The 18,454-nt window shown below is 36.6% G+C and carries 8 protein-coding genes; all 8 read right to left on the bottom strand.

Features of this window, described 5'->3' with window-relative positions:
- Window positions 1-11 precede the first annotated feature (11 nt).
- The 8 genes from PBT89_RS05455 to PBT89_RS05420 are packed head-to-tail and all read right to left on the bottom strand — an operon-like array spanning window position 12 to window position 18,438.
- Window positions 12-3,560 carry a malectin domain-containing carbohydrate-binding protein gene (locus tag PBT89_RS05455; RefSeq protein WP_270063746.1) on the bottom strand — a complete coding sequence of 1,183 codons (3,549 nt, stop codon included), beginning with the start codon at window positions 3,558-3,560 and terminating at the stop codon, window positions 12-14.
- A 33-nt stretch (window positions 3,561-3,593) separates the two neighbouring features.
- On the bottom strand, window positions 3,594-5,564 hold the full coding sequence (locus tag PBT89_RS05450; protein WP_270063745.1) for an exo-alpha-sialidase: 1,971 nt from the start codon (window positions 5,562-5,564) through the stop codon (window positions 3,594-3,596).
- Window positions 5,565-8,321: an alpha-L-rhamnosidase gene (locus tag PBT89_RS05445; RefSeq protein WP_270063744.1), complete on the bottom strand. Its 2,757-nt coding sequence runs from the start codon at window positions 8,319-8,321 to the stop codon at window positions 5,565-5,567.
- Between the two features lies 1 nt (window position 8,322).
- Window positions 8,323-9,891, bottom strand: a complete 1,569-nt coding sequence (locus PBT89_RS05440) for an MGH1-like glycoside hydrolase domain-containing protein (protein ID WP_270063743.1) — start codon at window positions 9,889-9,891, stop codon at window positions 8,323-8,325.
- Window positions 9,892-9,897: 6 nt separating this feature from the next.
- A complete protein-coding gene (locus PBT89_RS05435) occupies window positions 9,898-12,351 on the bottom strand; it encodes a glycoside hydrolase family 95 protein (RefSeq protein WP_270063742.1) in 2,454 nt (817 codons plus the stop codon).
- Window positions 12,344-13,780 (bottom strand): alpha/beta hydrolase family protein, encoded by a 1,437-nt coding sequence (locus tag PBT89_RS05430; protein ID WP_270063741.1) that lies wholly within the window; start codon window positions 13,778-13,780, stop codon window positions 12,344-12,346. The genes PBT89_RS05435 and PBT89_RS05430 overlap by 8 nt, the downstream gene beginning before the upstream one ends.
- Entirely contained in the window at window positions 13,780-16,572 is a 2,793-nt protein-coding gene (locus PBT89_RS05425; protein WP_270063740.1) for an alpha-L-rhamnosidase, read from the bottom strand. Before PBT89_RS05425 ends, PBT89_RS05430 begins: the two co-directional genes overlap by 1 nt.
- Window positions 16,573-18,438 (bottom strand): six-hairpin glycosidase, encoded by a 1,866-nt coding sequence (locus PBT89_RS05420; protein WP_270063739.1) that lies wholly within the window; start codon window positions 18,436-18,438, stop codon window positions 16,573-16,575. It lies immediately after the preceding gene.
- Window positions 18,439-18,454 lie beyond the last annotated feature (16 nt).

Genomic DNA, 18,454 nt, shown 5'->3' with positions numbered 1-18,454 from the left:
AATAATCTCAATTATTGAAATTCAAACGACTCTAACCACAAACCTTTCAAACTCTTTGCAGAAATTCTAATCGTATAGGTTCCTGCATTTATGTATCCTCCGGTCGTGGTGTTCAAGATTTTCCATTTTTCGTCACGTATTGGAAATGTGATCTGGTCGTTTCTAACTATGGCACCATTAGGAGCAATAATTTCAAACTTTACATCAATAGGCTTATTGCTTACGTTCATGTACCGGAAGCGCATCAAATGAATTCCAGCTAGGCCGGTACTTACTTTCCATTCAATACTCGCCGGACTTTTATTTCCAAAATCTACATAATCACTATCTTTAAAATTTTTAATGCTGTCTCCTGAAAATAATGCGTTTTCGGCTTCAAATTTAACTGAAGGACGAGATTCCTCCCCTTCACCCATTTTGTAGACTGGAACCGCAACTATTGAAAAATCAGAAATATCTTCTTTCCCAAAATTGAAAGTTTGATTTTTAGAAATAGTATCTAAATAAATATGAAAATTCTGTCCATCTGAGTTTTTTGCTTTGCCTTCAATCTTCGTGAAACTTTGCATCCAGCTTGGTTTATCTAAGGTATCAGTATCGCTTAATACATAAACACTTGAAGTTTCATTAAGTTCGAAAGATCCTGAACGATTTGAGTTTTCAGAAGAAAAACTAATCCATTCGGCTCCAAAAACCTGATATGGCAATTCTGTCCACTCCGTATCTGAGTCGGTGTATTGTTTCTGGCCAATATCTAACCACGATTTTTTTTCAAAGTCTTTCGAAGAAATATGCTGAATATTGCCAGCTGATGGTTTTGCCGGAGTCTGTTTTTTTCCTTTAATCGCAATTGCTGAAATTACCGCCTGCCCTGAAGAAACGTTAGGAAAAGAAATAACCAGCTCTCCATTTTTAACAGTAGTCGATACTGTCTTTTTAAGAGCCGAATCATGACCCGTTTCTTTCCAGATATCCAGATTTCTTATAACAGTATTTCCATTTATAGCCACATCAAAACTACGCCAGTTGGTACAATCTAGTCCACCACCTGTACCATACCAAGGCTCTATAAAATATAATTCAACCTCATAATCACCATTTTCAATAGGAAATTCATATTTCAATTTATCCATGCCAAATCTGAAGGTTTGAAAAAGCTCCCAATTTTTTGAATTCTTAATAGGATCCCAGGTTCTACGCTGACTAGCATAAAAAGCAGGCAAATCTTCAAACTCATCCGTCCAGGATTTTGATCCCCAGGTAGTAGTATTTGTTCTATGAACATCAGCCATCCATGTATTTCCGAAGGTATCGGTAAATTTTGGACCGCCTGCATTTACGCAATAGATATAATTTGCTTCGAAAGGTTTCAATAGTTCTTCTTCAGCATATAATCGATCAAAATTTGGAGATTTAGGTAAGTTATTTAGAATAATTACATCGGTAGCAACTTCTTCTCCGTTTAAAAAACCTATGGCTTTTAGTACATTGTACTGAATATCGACATCATCCCATTGAAAATGCTTTCCTATACCCGGGTTTCCCTTTTTACCAAAAGACTCCCCAGATACATCATTAAATAATTCCACCTCATCACAATTAGAATACACTACGATTTTATCTTTTGTGCCAGCTTTCAACCAACGATTTGTCCAAGAATGAGATACAATATAAACCATAGGTTCGGTTTCTTTTGGAGCATAATTGCCTCGATACATATAATAGGCATCTGTTGGCTCGCTCCATACTGTGAATAGTCCTTTATAATTTACAGGTCCTACTCTATCAATATCTCTATAAGCTTCTCCATTTTGAATTCTTCCGGTATTTTCATGAGAAGCAAATAACCAACTGTATTGGCCAATTACGCTATCACGAACTTGTTCAGCTTCGTGCATCTTTATTTCCATTAACTGAGAAAAGCGATTTTCACTGTATTTTCCATCTTGATCAAATGATCCTTCCGTATGCAAATCTGTAGTTCTCCACGCTCCATATTCGCCATTTAAAAGATCTTTTTTCAACTCGTTAGCATAATTAAAAGGATCGCCTCCATAGGTTCCAGACCAATTCTGAATCACATTCCAGTCTGTTCCTTCGCCTCCGTTACAGGTAGTAACTAATCGTTGTTGGGAAGAGGTTGGATCCATTTCCCTAATTATTGCAGTACATTCTTCTGCAAAGTTCTTTGGAATCGTACTCTCATTCTGAAGTCCCCACATAATAACCGATGGACTATTTCTACGTTCTTTAATCCAATCTCGTAATAATTGCTTGAAATTTTCTTTGAATTCCGGTGTGTCATACCAGATATGAGCAGAAAACTGACTCCAAAATAAAATTCCTTGTTGATCCCAATGTTTTTGATATCGAAGATTGTGAGGCTGATGGGCTTCTCGAAAAGCATTAAATCCTCCCGAGATCATTTGGCTAATCCTAGCCCCTATCATTTCCTCAGTAAAAGAATGACTACGCCCCATATTATGTTCGTACTCGCAAGTACCATTAATAAAATATGGTTTCCCGTTAAGATGAAAACGCATATCCCCATCATTGCGGTTTTGAGGGTAACTAATCCATCGTATTCCGTAGGGAGTTTCTAGCCGGTCTATAACCTGTTTATCCTGCTTAACTATCGTTACTAAATTATAGAGATAAGGATTTTCCGGAGACCATAGATTTGGGTTTTGTATCACCGGCAACTGCTGCTTAAACGTTTTCGTACCTTGCTTATTTAAGGAAACAAGTTTTGTAGCTTTGGCGACAATTTTTCCTTTATGATCTTGAAGTTGATTTTCTATTTCAATACTCTCATTACTCTTTTCTCCATAATTTTTAAGTTCAGTTTCTACATATAGTTGAGCACTTTCTTTAGAAATATTCTTATCATTCCAAATATGAACTCCAAAAGGTTCAATTTTAATATCATTAGTAACAATTAATGAAACCGGTCGAAAGATTCCTAAAGGTTGCGATCCTTCAGAAAAGCCCCACTCACCAGAACAGCCTCCGCAAACCCAAGGAAGATCTGCTATAAAAGGTGGATGCTCAGCTTTTACAGTTATGTTATTTATATTTTCAAAAGTAACAGCATCAGTAATATCTAGAGTGAAAGTAGTTCTACCTCCTTTATGACTACCTACTTTGATCCCATTTACCCAAACGGTAGCATAAGACCCCACTCCTTCAAAAAATAAAAAATGTCTTTTTTTAAAGTTTTTAGCTTCTACTTTAAATTGCTTACGATACCAGGCATTACCATGTAAGTTTCCATGCTTCATCCTACGATAACCGTAATATTGATCCCAATTATGAGGCACGGCTACAGTTTGCCAAAATGTATCGTCGTAATCATGATTTAGAATATCAGTAGTATCAATAAGCAGTTCAGAATCTTCTTTAATCGTTTTCCAATCTTCATTTAAAGAAATGAGTTGTCTTGGATCGTTAGATGATTTTTGCTGATTTAATTCCACCGTATTCACTCCGTTTTTATCTCTTGTTTTACACGACAAAAACAGCATCGGAATAAATAATGTGATTAATAATTTTTTAATCATAATGTTATTAATGTTCAGCAATTTGAAATACAATTATTTTGGGGCTTTTTTCTGAAAAACTTCTTTCAGATATTTTACGTTAGCTCCGTAATTCGCTTTTACATCGCGTACCATAGATGTATCCCGAGAGCGCTCTACGAGCAACCAACCCTTCCAGTACATATTATCTAATGTCTTCTTAATCTTCGGAAGGTCAATATCTTTATTATTCTCAAGCCATACACCATCTGTAGTAGAGGCATGAATTTGCGCAATATTATCCCTGCCAAGTGTTTTTAGTTCTTTAGAAATGTCCCAGCCATTTTCTACTGATTTTGAAAAGTTGAAGGAAATTTTGATGTTTTTGTTACCGATTTCTTCTAGCAATTCTTTCTCTTCTGAAGCGCTCAAAGAAGTCTCAATTGCGATCACTCCATCAATTTCGTTTACTTGCTCTGCTGCCCAACGTAATCGCTCTACAATTTCAGGTCTTAGTTCAGGATATTTATTTAAATCGTTAGTAACACCCAGTGGTAAATAAGCTACCGAAACACCCATATTCTTCATTGTCTCTATACAGTCTCCTACCATCTGCTTTACCGTAGGACGCTCGGCAAAAGATTGTGCATAGAAACCAGACATAGCGATTGAAGAAATTTCAACTCCTGTAGAATCTGATTTATTCAAGAACTTTTCCCGCTCTTTAGGATCATTCAGTTTACTCTCAAAAGTATCGCGGTTGCCCAAACTCCCCATATCGAGTTCAATACCGTCTGCACTAATTTCTTTAGCCAATTCAAAAGCACTCAACTTTTGCCGTTTCAAAATCATCCAATCGCATACTCCTACCTTATAACGTTCATCAACCGGCCCCGGCCATTCTCCATTTTCAATCGGGAAAGTCACCAGTTTTTTAGGATCGATCTTCACATATTTTATCCGCTGTCTTCTCCAAGTATAAACTGCATGAAGCATTCCGTCAGACCCCTGTATGATTGCCGGGTACGAGTACTGGCTAATTTTTGAATCCTCTAAAACCAATGCAGCATCCCAATTTATTCCATCTTTTGAAATTGCTAAATTTAGCGGAGAACGTTTCCCTTTATAATTATCTCCGTCTGGAAGAACATGATTATATATTAAAGCATGTTTTCCATTTTTCATAGTTACAGCATCTGTTCCTGAATTATTATTAGGAATAGAAAGCAAATCTACCTCAGACCAAGTTTTGCCATTATCTTCAGACCAAGTGGTAAACAAAGCTCTATTTTTGGTTCGTCCTATTGCTTGTAGTTTACCGTTTTCATGAACCAAAATACTCGGTTGTATTGCTTGAATATCTTTTTTACCGTTAGGGATTGTATCGGTTGTATTCCATGTTTTACCAAAGTCTGGTGTAGATTCCATTTTTAGATTCCAACCATTACCCTCTACACTGGAAGGAAGAATTAGTTTGTTATCATCTACCAAAACAGGCTTATTTTTGATAGGTCCCAAATAGCCTTCCGGAAGCTTTTCAGCTTCAGACCAAGTTTTTCCTCCGTCTGAAGATCGCTTCAGCATTCCCCACCAGGTTGATGGATGTGGCCCAACTTTATAAAAAAGCAATAAATCACCATCAGGTATTTGATATAAAACAGGATTCCAGCTAGGATAACGTAATGTGTCGTTAATAACTCCATTGGCAACCTCAACTCCTTCCGTCCAACCATTATCAGTACGTTTACTTAGCCAAATACCAACATCTGGATTGCGTTCATGAGTTCCTCCAAACCATGCCGCAATTAAATCACCGGCAGAGGTTTCCACTATTGTTGCTGCATGGGCAGATGGATAAGGCGCTGTTTTATAAATGTACTCTTCAGAAACAATTCCTTCTTTCCAGGTTTTTTCTTGTAGGGCTATTTTTTCATTCTTAGATTTTTCCTCTTTCTTTTCCTGATTTTGGCAGGATATTGAAAAAATCAATAACAATAAGCTCACAAATAACTGATAGGTTTTCATATTTTTTAAAATGAATTTCATTTAGTTAGTTTTGATCGTGTAATCGCCCGATAGAAGTTCAAACAGTACCTGACCTTCTTTTATCGAAACATTTTCAGCAATACTTTCAGGTCCCTGACCATTAATTTTCACTTTAGAAATTTTAGATCCTGGCACCTTAACTTTTGCCGAAGTATTCGGTGGAATTGTAATTTTCCAATTCAACTTCGTACCATTTTTTTTCCAGTGACTTTTGATTAATCCATAACTGGAATCGTAAGAAGCATCGACGTAATCCAAACCGGCATCAAAATGTGGTTCCATTAATATCTTTTTAAAACCCTGGGTTTTGGGATCAGATTTTATTCCGGCCATATCTTCATAATACCAAATCATAAGGTCACCAAGCAACATCACGTGATTCTGAGAATTCATTTCTGGATCAGCAGTATTACCGTTCCATAGTTCCCAAATAGTTGTTGCTCCGTTTTCGGCCATATATCCCCAACTCGGGTAGGTTTTATTACTTGCCAGCGTATACGCCAAATCAGAGCGACCGAAGTTGGTAAGCGTTCGCATTAAAAACTGAGTACCCACTACACCCGTGCTGATATGACTGTTTTTATTTACTTCAATCTCATGCGTCATATTTTCAAAAACCTGCTGCTCATACTCCTTGGGAACCATCCCAAATGCTAGTGGAAGCACGTTGGCGGTCACTGTATTATTTGCATAAATCAATTTTGATTTATCCAGGTATTTTTCATTAAAGGCTTTTTTTAATCTTTCTGAAAGATCCTGGTAATAGACAATATCTTGTTTATCAGTATCGATAAGTCCTGCAAATTTTTCCATTAAATTCAGCAGATAATAATAAAAAGCACTAGAGAGCACATCGCCATCGGTTAGCAGTTCTGGATCTTGTGCGCGGATAATTTCCAGCGATTCTGGAGGAACACACCAATCACCATATTTATCTTTAGTCATTAGGTCATCTTTCAGGTAATTAGCCTCCATATACTTTATCCATTTTTTCATATAGGGATAATGCTTTTCGATTCCGGAAAGATCACCATACTGCTTATATAGCATATCGGCAACAGTAATATACGTTCCTTGCCAGGTTACGCCATCACCGTAATATCTCCAAAATGCCGGAGCCACATCGGGAATACCACCATCTAAGGTTTGTGAATACTTAATATCGTCTAACCATTTTGAATACAATGTTTGATTATCAAAAATGAAACTTTCTCCATATGCGCCGGTAGTACGGTCACCTAACCAAGGTTGGCGCTCATTTCGTTGCGGACAATCAATTGGCATACCTTTATAATTTCCGCGAATTCCCCAATAGGCATTTTTGTAAACTTGGTTCATTACTGGATTAGAAGATTCAAAAACACCCACCGTTTCCATATCATCATATACGACCTTACCTATGAAATCCTCCATTTTGGGCTTGGACTTTAATCCGGTGATTTTCACAAAACGAAAACCATGATAAACAAATTTTGGCTCCCATGTTTCGGTTCTTCCACCTTTTAAAATATAGCGATCGGTTACTCTTGCATCCCTTAGATTTGCCGTATATAAAGATCCATCTTCTTTAAGAGATTCAGCAAACTTCAATTTTATGGTATCACCACGTTCACCATTTACTTTTATCTGTAACCAGCCTACCATGTTTTGTCCCATATCGAGTATGTAGCTGTCATCTTTCTGTTTTACAGAAATCGGCATCACGGTATCTTTTACCTTCATATTGGGAGTCATCTGACCTTCGTAAAATCCACCTGGCTCCTGAACCCACATCAAATTCATCCAATCTGAATCATCAAAATCAAGCGTATTCCATTTCGGTATTTCCATACGAGCATCATAGGTTTCCCCATCGTATTCATTATTAGCACGAATAGGCCCATTTGCGGTAAACTTACAGCTTTCGTCGGTTTTAATAGTGTCTGAAGTACCATCCGTATATTCTACGACTAGCTGCAAAGCCATTTTCGGAAATCCGAAATTCTTAATTTTATAAGGCTTATATTCTTGGCGCATTGCAAAATATCGACCATTACCTAGAATTGTTCCTATAACGTTTTTTCCTGAAGCAAGCTCTTTAGTTACATCAAATACATTGTACTTCACATTTTTAGTATAATCAGTAGGAACCGGAGCCAATACCTGATCTCCTATCTGATTGCCATTAATATAAAGTTCATAAAGCCCCATTCCCATTAGATAAATCTTTGCTGTTTTAATCGGCTTTTCTAATTCAAAGTTCTTTCTGATGTATCTTGCCGACAATCTTGAAAACTGACCAATACTATCTCCCGGGAAAAGTTGATTATAACCTATCCAGCGTGTAGATTTCCATTCAGCATAAGTAAGGATACCCATACTCCAAAAGTTTGTTTCGCTCCAGTTAGTTTCCCCTTTATTCGTCCAAATTTTGACCTTCCAAAATGCTTCGTCTTTACTATCAAGTTCTTCGCCGCCGTAGGTAACGTTAATAGAACTATCACTTTTAACTTTACCACTATCCCATAAATCTGCTTCATTATTCTCCAGTTTTTCCTTACTGGAAGCCACCATAATATGATAAGCTTCCTGAATTATCTGAGGTTTATCGGTTTCAATTTTCCAGCTTAAACGAGGTTTGACCACATCTATCCCTAAAGGATTTTCTAGCATTTCACATTCCAGTTCCTTCAATGTTATTCCGCTTTGTGCATTAACGAATCCTGAACTTAAAACAAGTGCGAATACTATTAAAATAGATTTTATTTTCTCTTTCATTTTATTCTGAAATTATTCGTTTTAAGCTTTTAGCAGATGCGATCTCGTTACCATTCCTAAAAATTTTAAAGCCTTTTCCTTTGTTGTAATGTTCGCCGGTTTTATCCCACAGAATTGTCAAAATATCTCCATGATAGAGTACATTATCCAGACAGAAATAATCCCACTGATCTTCTGGAATAAGTGGATTTACTTCAATTTTTTCATCTGCTCGAGGGCGTAAACCTACAAGTCCGGTAATTACCAGATCATTAAACGTAGAATGATTATAATAACGGCTTCTTTCCCGATCGCCCATTAACCAGTAACCCGTAGATTCGTCAAGATATTCACCAATGTAAGGCCGGCCACGATAGTATTGAGATTCCACATATAAATTCATTAACTCGTAATAGTCATTTTTTTCAATGATATCCTGGTTATAATTGTTCATGAAATTGGCCATTGCAGTCATTGTTTGTGAAGTGGCGAAAGGCCAAACGGCTCCATCCCATTCACAAGTGCCAGTGCCGTGAGTTCTAAATCTTGGACTTCTTTGTTCCGCAGTAGTTAAGCCAAAAGGTGCTAAAAATCCTTCTTCATCTTTAACCTGTTTCCAAGCTTCATTATATTTTGAATCTTCATTGGGAAGGTTAAAATACCAAGGAATAAAACCAATAGCTTCCCGCACATTTGCACAGGTATCATTTTCAGTAAATGTCTCAAAAAATTGATCCTTAGAATTCCATAATTTCTCTTGGACTAACTTTTTTAAAGTGTCCGCTTTCTTTTCAAATTTTTGAGAAAGCTCTTGATCACCATTCATTTTAGCCATTTTAGCGAGTGCCATTGCGTTACCGTACATATAGCTATTAATAGTTGGTCGAGCATTCTTAACATGGCGCCCTCCGCTCAAAGATTCTTCCATTCCATCTTTCACATCATGCTGCCAAAAAAGGCCGTCTTCCCTCATTCGATCTTCTTCCCAAGCTTCATATTCCCCTACCAGATCTGGATACATATCCATTAAATATTTCTCATTCCAGTCTACCAAGTATTTATCGTAAAGACTCGCAGCGGTCCAACTACTAAATGTTCGCAGTTTTTCCATGTTTCCCCCCTCATTTCCGCGGAACCAAACATGCACATCCTGATCAATATAATCCCGGTTATGCAGCCATTTGAATTCGTGAATATGATGGCTCAATGCACAGCTTATTAAATTCCATTTATCAGCATAAGAGCGTTCTACAAGAAATTCGGTTATGGCGTATCCTTCAGGAGTTTTCTTTATATGCTTTCTAGCCGTCCACCAGCGGTAATAGTACATTTCTTCAAAGCTCTTTTGTGAAGTTTCAAATAGCGGTATATTTTTCTTCATCCAATTCCAAGAACTGTCATTAGGTATGGCTTGAACAATATTCTCGTCCTCCATAGTATTAAATTTATCAACGTATTGCTTGAAATTTTCTACCTTTAAAACAAAGGATTTTGAAGACTTTATTCCCTGATTATCCTCTTTAGTTTGAGAATCACAGGAAAAATTCATTATAAAAATGGTTAATAGAAAATATAATTTTAGATGATTCATAAAATGTTATTTTGCTGAAAAAGTATAGGTTTTACCTTTTTCAGTTTTAATATCGTATTCATAATATTTTGGCAAATCAGGCTGCGTTGTTTTCGATTTATCTTTAATAATTGGTTCCTGAATAGGATTAATTCTGAAAAATGGGTTTACATTTTCTCCTTTTGCCAACTTTAGATTTTTCAAGTCTAATTTTGAAGCAGTACGCAGCCGAAGATTCCCTCCCAGGTTTGATTTTATTATTATCGTTTTAACTTTATTATTTTTCCATTCCAGATTTTCAATCGTAAATCCACCTCTTGCTCGAATTCCTTTTATAGCTCCTTCCTTCCACACATCTGGTAATGCTGGTAATAGATGTATCGCGCCTTCATGACTTTGTATTAACATTTCGGCAATTCCTGCGGTAACGCCAAAATTACCATCTATTTGAAAGGGTGGGTGTGCATCTAACATATTAGAATAACTTCCTCCTCCATCACTCCCTATCAGGCTTAACTGATCATTTAAAAGTTTATAGGCGTGATTACCATCAAGTAAACGAGCCCATAAATTCACTTTCCAACCCATAGACCAACCGGTAGATTTATCTCCGCGATGTTCTAGAACTACTTTAGTGGATTCAAATAATTCCGGATTTCTGAATGACGAAATCTGGTTACTTGGGAATAGTCCATATAAATGAGAAATATGACGATGGTCGTCTTCCGGATCGTCCCAGTCTTCCAACCATTCCTGTAATTGGCCATATCGCCCTATTTGCATAGGCACAAGTTTTTCTTTCGCCGTTTTCAACTTCTGAATAAAATCAGTATCAGTTTTTAGAATTTCAGCAGCTTCGGCAGTATGAGTAAACAGATCAAACACTAATTGCTGATCCATTGTAGCTCCGGCAGTAATCGAAGCATTACCTTGGCCACCTCCGTGAGAATTCTCAGGAGAATTAGAGGGAACTACTACTAAATAGTTATCTTTGGGATGATAAATCATAAAATCAAGAAAGAATTCTGCCGAACCTTTCATTATCGGATAAATCTCTCTCAGATATTCTTTATCACCAGAATAATTATAGCGTTCCCATAAATCTTGCATTAACCAGGCACCACCGCTTGGCCACATGCCGGAATGCGAATTATCGATTGGCCCGGTAATTCTCCAGATATCGGTGTTATGATGCAGTACCCATCCATTTGCACCGTACATGATCCTAGCAGTTTCTTTTCCGGTTTCACTTACATCCTTTGCTAGTTGAATAAAAGGCTCATGCATTTCGGGCAAATTGGTAAGCTCTGCAGGCCAGTAATTCATTTCTGCATTAATATTCATAGTATATTTACTTTCCCATGGCGGGAAAAGCATATCATTCCAGATTCCCTGAAGGTTTGCTGGCTGGCCGCCCGGCTGCGAACTGGAAATAAGCAGATATCTTCCAAACTGAAAATACAATTCTACCAATTGCGGATCATCCTGATCTGAAAAATGTTTTATACGAAGGTTAGTTGGTTGATGCATCGCATCGGTACTCCCTAATTTTAAGGAAACCCGATTAAAAAATTTCTTATAATAGTCGATATGATCCTTTTTTATCGTCTCAAAATCTCTTCGTTTTGCGGATTTTAGTAGACTTTTTGTTTTATCCCGAGCATCTTCAGAAAGATCTTTATAATTCTTAAAATTCGTAGCAATAGAAATATAGATTGTCGCAGCGTTAGCATCTTTAATAGAAATATTTCCATTTTCAGAAATAGACGTACCACCTTTAGTTGTTACAGCTACACGTCCTTCAAAATCCACACCACCGCGCAAGCCTTCATGATTACTTGATGTTCCATCGAGCATAATAACACCGTCTCTACTTACCGGATCAGTTTTATCGTACGGGCTATTCATTAAAATATTGGCGGTGATCATTCCCGGTTGATCTGCGGATAGCTTTATTACAACCACATCATCTTTGAAAGTAGATAGCATTTCTCGCTTGTAAGTCACTCCATTAACTTTATAAGAGATTGAAGCTACTGCATTCTGAATATCAAGATCTCGATAATAGTCGGTGTAAATGCTATGACCTGGAAATGAAATATAAACATTACCAAATGTTTGATAAGGCATTCCATTATTGGTTTGCGATCGAATATCGGTGGTTGCCAAATCTTGTGCTTCTTTGTATTTTCCTTCAAAAATTAGTTTACGAACCTCTGGTAGTGCTTTTAAAGCTTTTTTGTGAGCAATACTATTTGGCTGCCCGGCCCAGATCGTTTCTTCGTTTAGTTGTAAACGTTCTACAGATGGGTCACCAAAAATCATTGCTCCTAAACGTCCATTTCCTATTGGTAATGCTTCGTTCCAATTTTCGGCCGGTTTATCATACCATAACTTCAGGTCATTTTCTGACTGTCCAAACAACGAATCAGAAAATAATAGCATTAAAATAATACCAATATGGCTTAAAAGTTTAATCATGCTTGTCTTTATCATAGGTTAAACCAAAAAGTGCATATAATTCATTAATATTATGAATGCTGTTTTTTGGAAGATTTCCTCCATTTGTGCCAAAAGCTTTCATTTGGTTTTCTGTTTCTATCTGAATATTTTCAGAAATTTTGCCGTCTTCAATAATATTTGACAAATCCAACTCTAATTTTTCAGCCATAAATGCATACATCGCTTTACGTTTTGATGCTTTATAATTATGCCCCTCATCTGGAAAATGAACATTATTTACATTTTCTTCAGCATTATAAAACGAGTACACTTTTTTTATATATGGATATTCCAATTCTGGCACATGCTGTGTCCAATCTCCACCATCAGAAATTACTAGTTGCGGTCTTGGAGCAGCCATGGCAGAAATTTCAGCATTATTGGTTCCGTTCCCGCATAAATGTATTGGCTGACCACTTTCACAGGGGCATCCCCCTGAAAAATAAGAAGAAACCATTACCACCGGTACCGAAACCTTAATTCGATCATCAATTGCTGTTAAAAAAAGACTATGCGAACCACCTCCTGAACCACCGGTAATGCCTACTCTATTACTGTCTATCTTCGGAAGTGCCAGTAGATGATCTAGTAATTTCTTGCCATTTAAAACTTGCATGGTTTGGGCAATACTTGTTTTATGATACTTTGATTCAAATTGTAAACTCGATTCCCCCCAAGCAAATAGATCGTAGCTAACTACTATCGCTCCCATTTTAGCCAAATTGGCACATCTTATCTGTTCGCTTTCTCGATAGCGACCGTTACTAAAATGACCGTTGGGAGATAGAATTACTGCTGCTTTATTCTTAACTTTTTGAGGTTTGTAAATAGAGCCGTTTGTGTAAACTCCGGGAACCACTTCCAGCGCAATGTTCTCGACACTATAACCTTGGTATTTTCGTTTCTTGGTTAAGATAATATTCGGATTTTCTAATTGTGGGGCATTATCTAGTTTCAACGCATCGATAATACAGGATTGCAAAATTGATTTTCTTTCTTCCCATTCTGGTTTATTGGAATATAACGTATTTAAATAATGAAGCCTTTCTTTCCCAACATCTGGAGTCCGTCGTGGATAATCAAATTTCCGAATATTATAAACCGAATCTGACTCCTTCCAATACATCAAATCGAATGGCGCAAGAATTGCGGTAAGAGAGACTTCCAAATTATTCTGTTCGATGCGCCAATCAGCATAATCTAGCGTTTTGTTATCTAAAAGATTTCGATCATCGTTTATTTTAATGTTATATATTTCTTCAATCACCTCAATCGTTTTCGAAATAGGCTTATTAAAGTTATTATCAGAATTCTGAGACCATGAATAAAAACCACTAAAAAGTACAGGCAAAAGAATAATACTCTTCCAGCTATAAATATTTACGATATGACTTTTTATGTAGTCCATTAATTTTTAATTACGATTTTGTAATTTCCCGAACCTAGTTTGAATTCGATTCTGTTATTTCTAAGTGTATAGTTTTCTAATTTTCTATCATTCACCATAACTTCAGATTTTTTAGAGGATGGTAACTTTAAAGTTGCCGAAGTGTTAGAAGGAATACTATAGTTAAAGACATTTTTCTTAGCTTGTTTGCTCCATTCAGAAACGATTTCGCCATATATTGATTGGTAGGTTGCTTTTACAAATTTCATATCTCCCACCAATTGAGGCTCTAAATAAAAATGCTTGAATCCTGGATGTTCAGGATCAGGAACAATTCCTGCTAGACTTTTATAAAACCATTCCTCGATTTGGCCCATCATAAAATGGTTTAAAGAATTTCCGTTTCTTGGATCCCATTGCTCAGTAAGTGTGGTTAATCCGAATTTAATCTGAAAACCATAACCTGGAGTCTCATAATGATTTTGCAATTTAAACATGGTTTCATTTTCACCATTTTCAGCCAGTGTTTGATATAAATAGCGATTACCCACATCGCCCGTAGTAAGCCGATAATCATTTGCCTTGATTGTATCCATAAGGCTTTTCAATACTTTTTCTTTATTTTCGGGTTGAACGATGTCCATATAAATGGGCACCGCATTGCTAAACTGACTTCCTGTTGCATAGCTGCCATTGTCTGAATTATAAAATTTGGAATTAAATGCAGTTCTAATATCTTCCGTGAGTTTAGAATATTTTTGAGCATCAGCCGAATTACCTAGCATTTTAGCTGCTTTGGCTAAAAATTTCGAACCATAAAAATAATGACTAGTCGCCGATACTGCTATGGGAGTGTTCTTTGCATATCCGGCGGCGTGTTCACCGAAATCATACCAGTCACCAAGTCCGTGATCTACAATATGATTTTTTGCTGTAGAAGACAGATAATCTACATACTTCTTCATTACCGGATAATATTTTTTAATCAACGAAGGATCTCCATAATATTCATAATACATCCAGGGCAAAATTACTCCGGCTATACCCCATTCTGGAGAATCAGTAAAATCTCCTCCAAAAACGATATATTCAGGAGCTATATTTGGTATAAGACCATTCTCCCGTTGCGCATCTGCAATATCCTGTATCACCTTAGGGATAAATCCTTCTATATGGTAGTTGAAAAATAAACCCGGACCGTTTAGATGAGTTTCTTCCAACCATCCTAATTTTTCACGATGCGGACAATCAGTAAAAACACTATGAAAATTACTTTTTATAGCTGCATCTATAAGTTGATGAGTTTGATTAAAAATTTCATTGGAACTTTGAAAAGTTCCTGCAGGTTTTGAAGAATTAGTCAAAAATAATGACTGCACCTTTAAAATTGTAGGTGCATTCTGGATTTCTTCTTTAATATAATTTGCTCCCTCTATCTGAATATATTGATAACCGTAATAACTGAAATTAGGTTGCCAAACTTCTATTCCTTCTCCCTTAAAAGTATATTCGTAATAATAAGGTTTCCCAGAGCCTCCCTGAGAAATTGTTCCATCCTCTTTTAGCTTTTCACCTACCCATATTTTTATTTTTTGACCTTTACGCCCACGAGCTTTAATTTTAGGAAATCCAGACAGATTCTGTCCCATATCAAGCACATATATAGTATCTTCAAGCTTTACAGATTCTGCAACATCAAAGGTCTTATCTACGTTTACCGGTGGTGCTAGTTGTGCCACTAATTTTCCTTTTGGGCTTTGCTGTATAACTACTTCCCGCCAGTTTTCATCTTTAAATTCAGGTTTATCCCATCCATTTTGTTCCATTCTGGCATCATAATCTTCTCCTCCAAAAATTGTATTAAAAGTAATAGGACTTTTAGCATATTTCCAGGTTTTATCTGATACAATACTTTCAACAGATCCATCTTCATACGTAAGATCTAATTGAAGAAATAATGTCGGTGGGCCAAAACTCACAAAGAATTTTGAATATCGTTCACCAATAACATTGTACATTCCATTACCTAAAAGCACACCTATCGCATTTGCTCCTTCCTTTATTTGCTTAGTAACATCGTATATATTGTAATAAACTGTTTTATCATAATCTGTCCAAAGCGGCGCAAATTCGCTATTTCCAATAGCTGCTCCATTAATATTTAGTTTATAATGCCCCAACCCGGAAATATAAATTTTTGCTGATCGAAGCTCCTTGTCGATTTCAAAATCTTTGCGAAGCATGATACTTCGAGAAGCAAGAGGATTTGCGGCAGAAATTATAGAGTCCCTCTTTGATTTCTTAAAAGTAGGTACATGCATTTTTCGGCCTTTAGGAAGATGACTATTTTCTCTGGTGATTGCACCAATCCACTCAGCTTTTAAATTGTCCAAAGATGGAGCGGTATAAAATTGATTCCACTCACTTTTCGAAGACCCAGAATTATTAGTCCATACTTCAACTCTCCAATAATAATCTTTTGCATTACTAAATTTAGGCCCAGAATATTGAATATGCTGACTTTCTTCAGAATGTATTTTTCCACTATTCCATAGAAGATCCTCTGAATCTTTCTTTTCTGACAGTTGAATTCTATAAGCCGTTTGTTTTACATCGAAACCTGAAGATTTTAATTGCCATCCAAAGTTCACGTTTTCAGGATGGATCCCAATTGGCTCAGATTGCATGGATATTTTAGGATTGATCTCTTCAATATTTTCGGCAGAAAGTCCAAAATTGTTTTCAACCCGGCTTCCACAGCCAATTAGGAAAGCTAGAAGGATATATTCAATATAGAAAAATCTTATTCTCATCTATTTCGAGAAATCTTTTGTTTGTAATCCATTAATATAAAACACTGCTTCCGGAATTTGCTTTCCAGTATTGTCTAAATCTGTATAATTATCGGCTGGAGTATCTGGTGTTGGAAAATGTCGTTGTTCACCTGTTCGAAACATAATCCTCTCAAAAGAATGGACAGGTGCATAAAATACATTTTGAGTACTATGCTCGTCATTTACGGTAATTTTGTACCATCGCTTGGACGATTCTAATTTTACTTCAATTTTATAATTCGTACCGGGCTCATAGTCTAAAATATGCCTAAAACGCGCACCGGATTTAGAAATTAATTTGCCGTTTTCGTTAAATATAAATCTCACGGCGGGCAAACCTTTATCATTTTGAAATTCGATTTGCAACATCCCATGATCATTTTGTTCTGGCCTAACCGTAAAATTAGCCAGCAAATTGCTCGTTTTAGGAATAATCCTTTCAACCCTAGCATAATCGAAAGCATCTTTATCTTTTATGGCCAGCCATTTTTTTCCATCCAAAAGTTCGATACCTACAGATGCCCACTGGAGATCATAATAATTCCACATATCCAGTTCCTTTCCATCCGGTAACTCATTAAAAGTTTCATCTACATGATCTTTTACGCTGGCTATTACTGGCACAGGGACTTCAGCTACCCAAATATCCTCTTTATTAACACTATATGTTACCCAAAGATTACCCTCTGGCGGTGTCCCATTCCCTTCTAAAATTCCACGTACATATTGAGGGCCGTAAGATTTATAATTACCTCCATATCGCATAGGACTTATTTCTCCATGAACTAAAAAGAGATTATCAAAGTTAAGCCCATCTTTACTGGTTGAAATCGCTAAAGGCCATCGAAATTCAGAAGGATTATAAACAGTTGCATATTTACCATCTGAAGTTTTTTGTCCCCATATTTTTGCATTACTATTTACAAAACCGGGAGCACGCATAGGGTGATACTCCCAACTTCCCCCCCCATCAAGACTCATTGATGTTAAGGCATGTTTCCACCAGCCCACAATTTTATTTTTGTCTAGATGATAATAACTAAAGGCTTTAAATTGATCTTGCAATGGTATTAGCGGATCATCACGATCCTGTTCTTCCACCCATTGCTGCATCATCAAGGGTTTCGAGAGCAACTCTTCACATGCTTTCCGAAAATCTTTATCACGACTTTTATTATAAAATGGAAATTCGGAAAGTGATTTATCCCATGTTTTATTATACCTTATAAAATAGATTTTTCCGAAACTACCATCTTTCTTAATTTCTCGAACTACACGGCCTATACCACGCCCATCGTTAGGACTGTCTTTTTCATTTAGTGAAATTCCATAATAAGCTAGTGTCAAAAACTTTCCGTTAGAAGCTTTATAAAACCCCATTCTTTGATGCATTACCGCAGTAATATTATTAGCCTCCCCTTCAACTCCTTTTTTAGTCCACCCATCAGGAAGCTTATACTCGGGGAAAATAATTTCAGGTTTACTCCATTTTTTTCCATTTTTCGAGGTTATAAGCAAAGTTGTGCTTGGCGGTACATGTTCACTTACAGAATCATTAAGGTATTGTACAAAAAAGGTATCATTCCAATAGGCGATATTTGGAGCATGGTTATAAGTCCAACCCAAATTATCTGCCGTTTCAGGATGCTCTCTGGAGGCTCTCATAATTTGAGTTGCATGCGTTCCTACGGCTGGTTTTAACTGACCATGATGATAATCGATATTAGATAATGTAGTACCCACATATTTTGCGGTATCTATTTTTTGACCATAGCTTATAACAGCAGATAATCCAAAAACAAAAGATGCTAATACTCTTTTAAATTGCACTAAATTTAATTGCATGTAAAATAGATTAATA

The sequence above is a fragment of the Zunongwangia sp. HRR-M8 genome (genome assembly GCF_027594405.1).
GTDB lineage: Bacteria > Bacteroidota > Bacteroidia > Flavobacteriales > Flavobacteriaceae > Zunongwangia.
The sequence above is the reverse complement of the archived record's forward strand: the minus strand, read 5'-3'. Positions and strand labels throughout refer to the sequence as shown.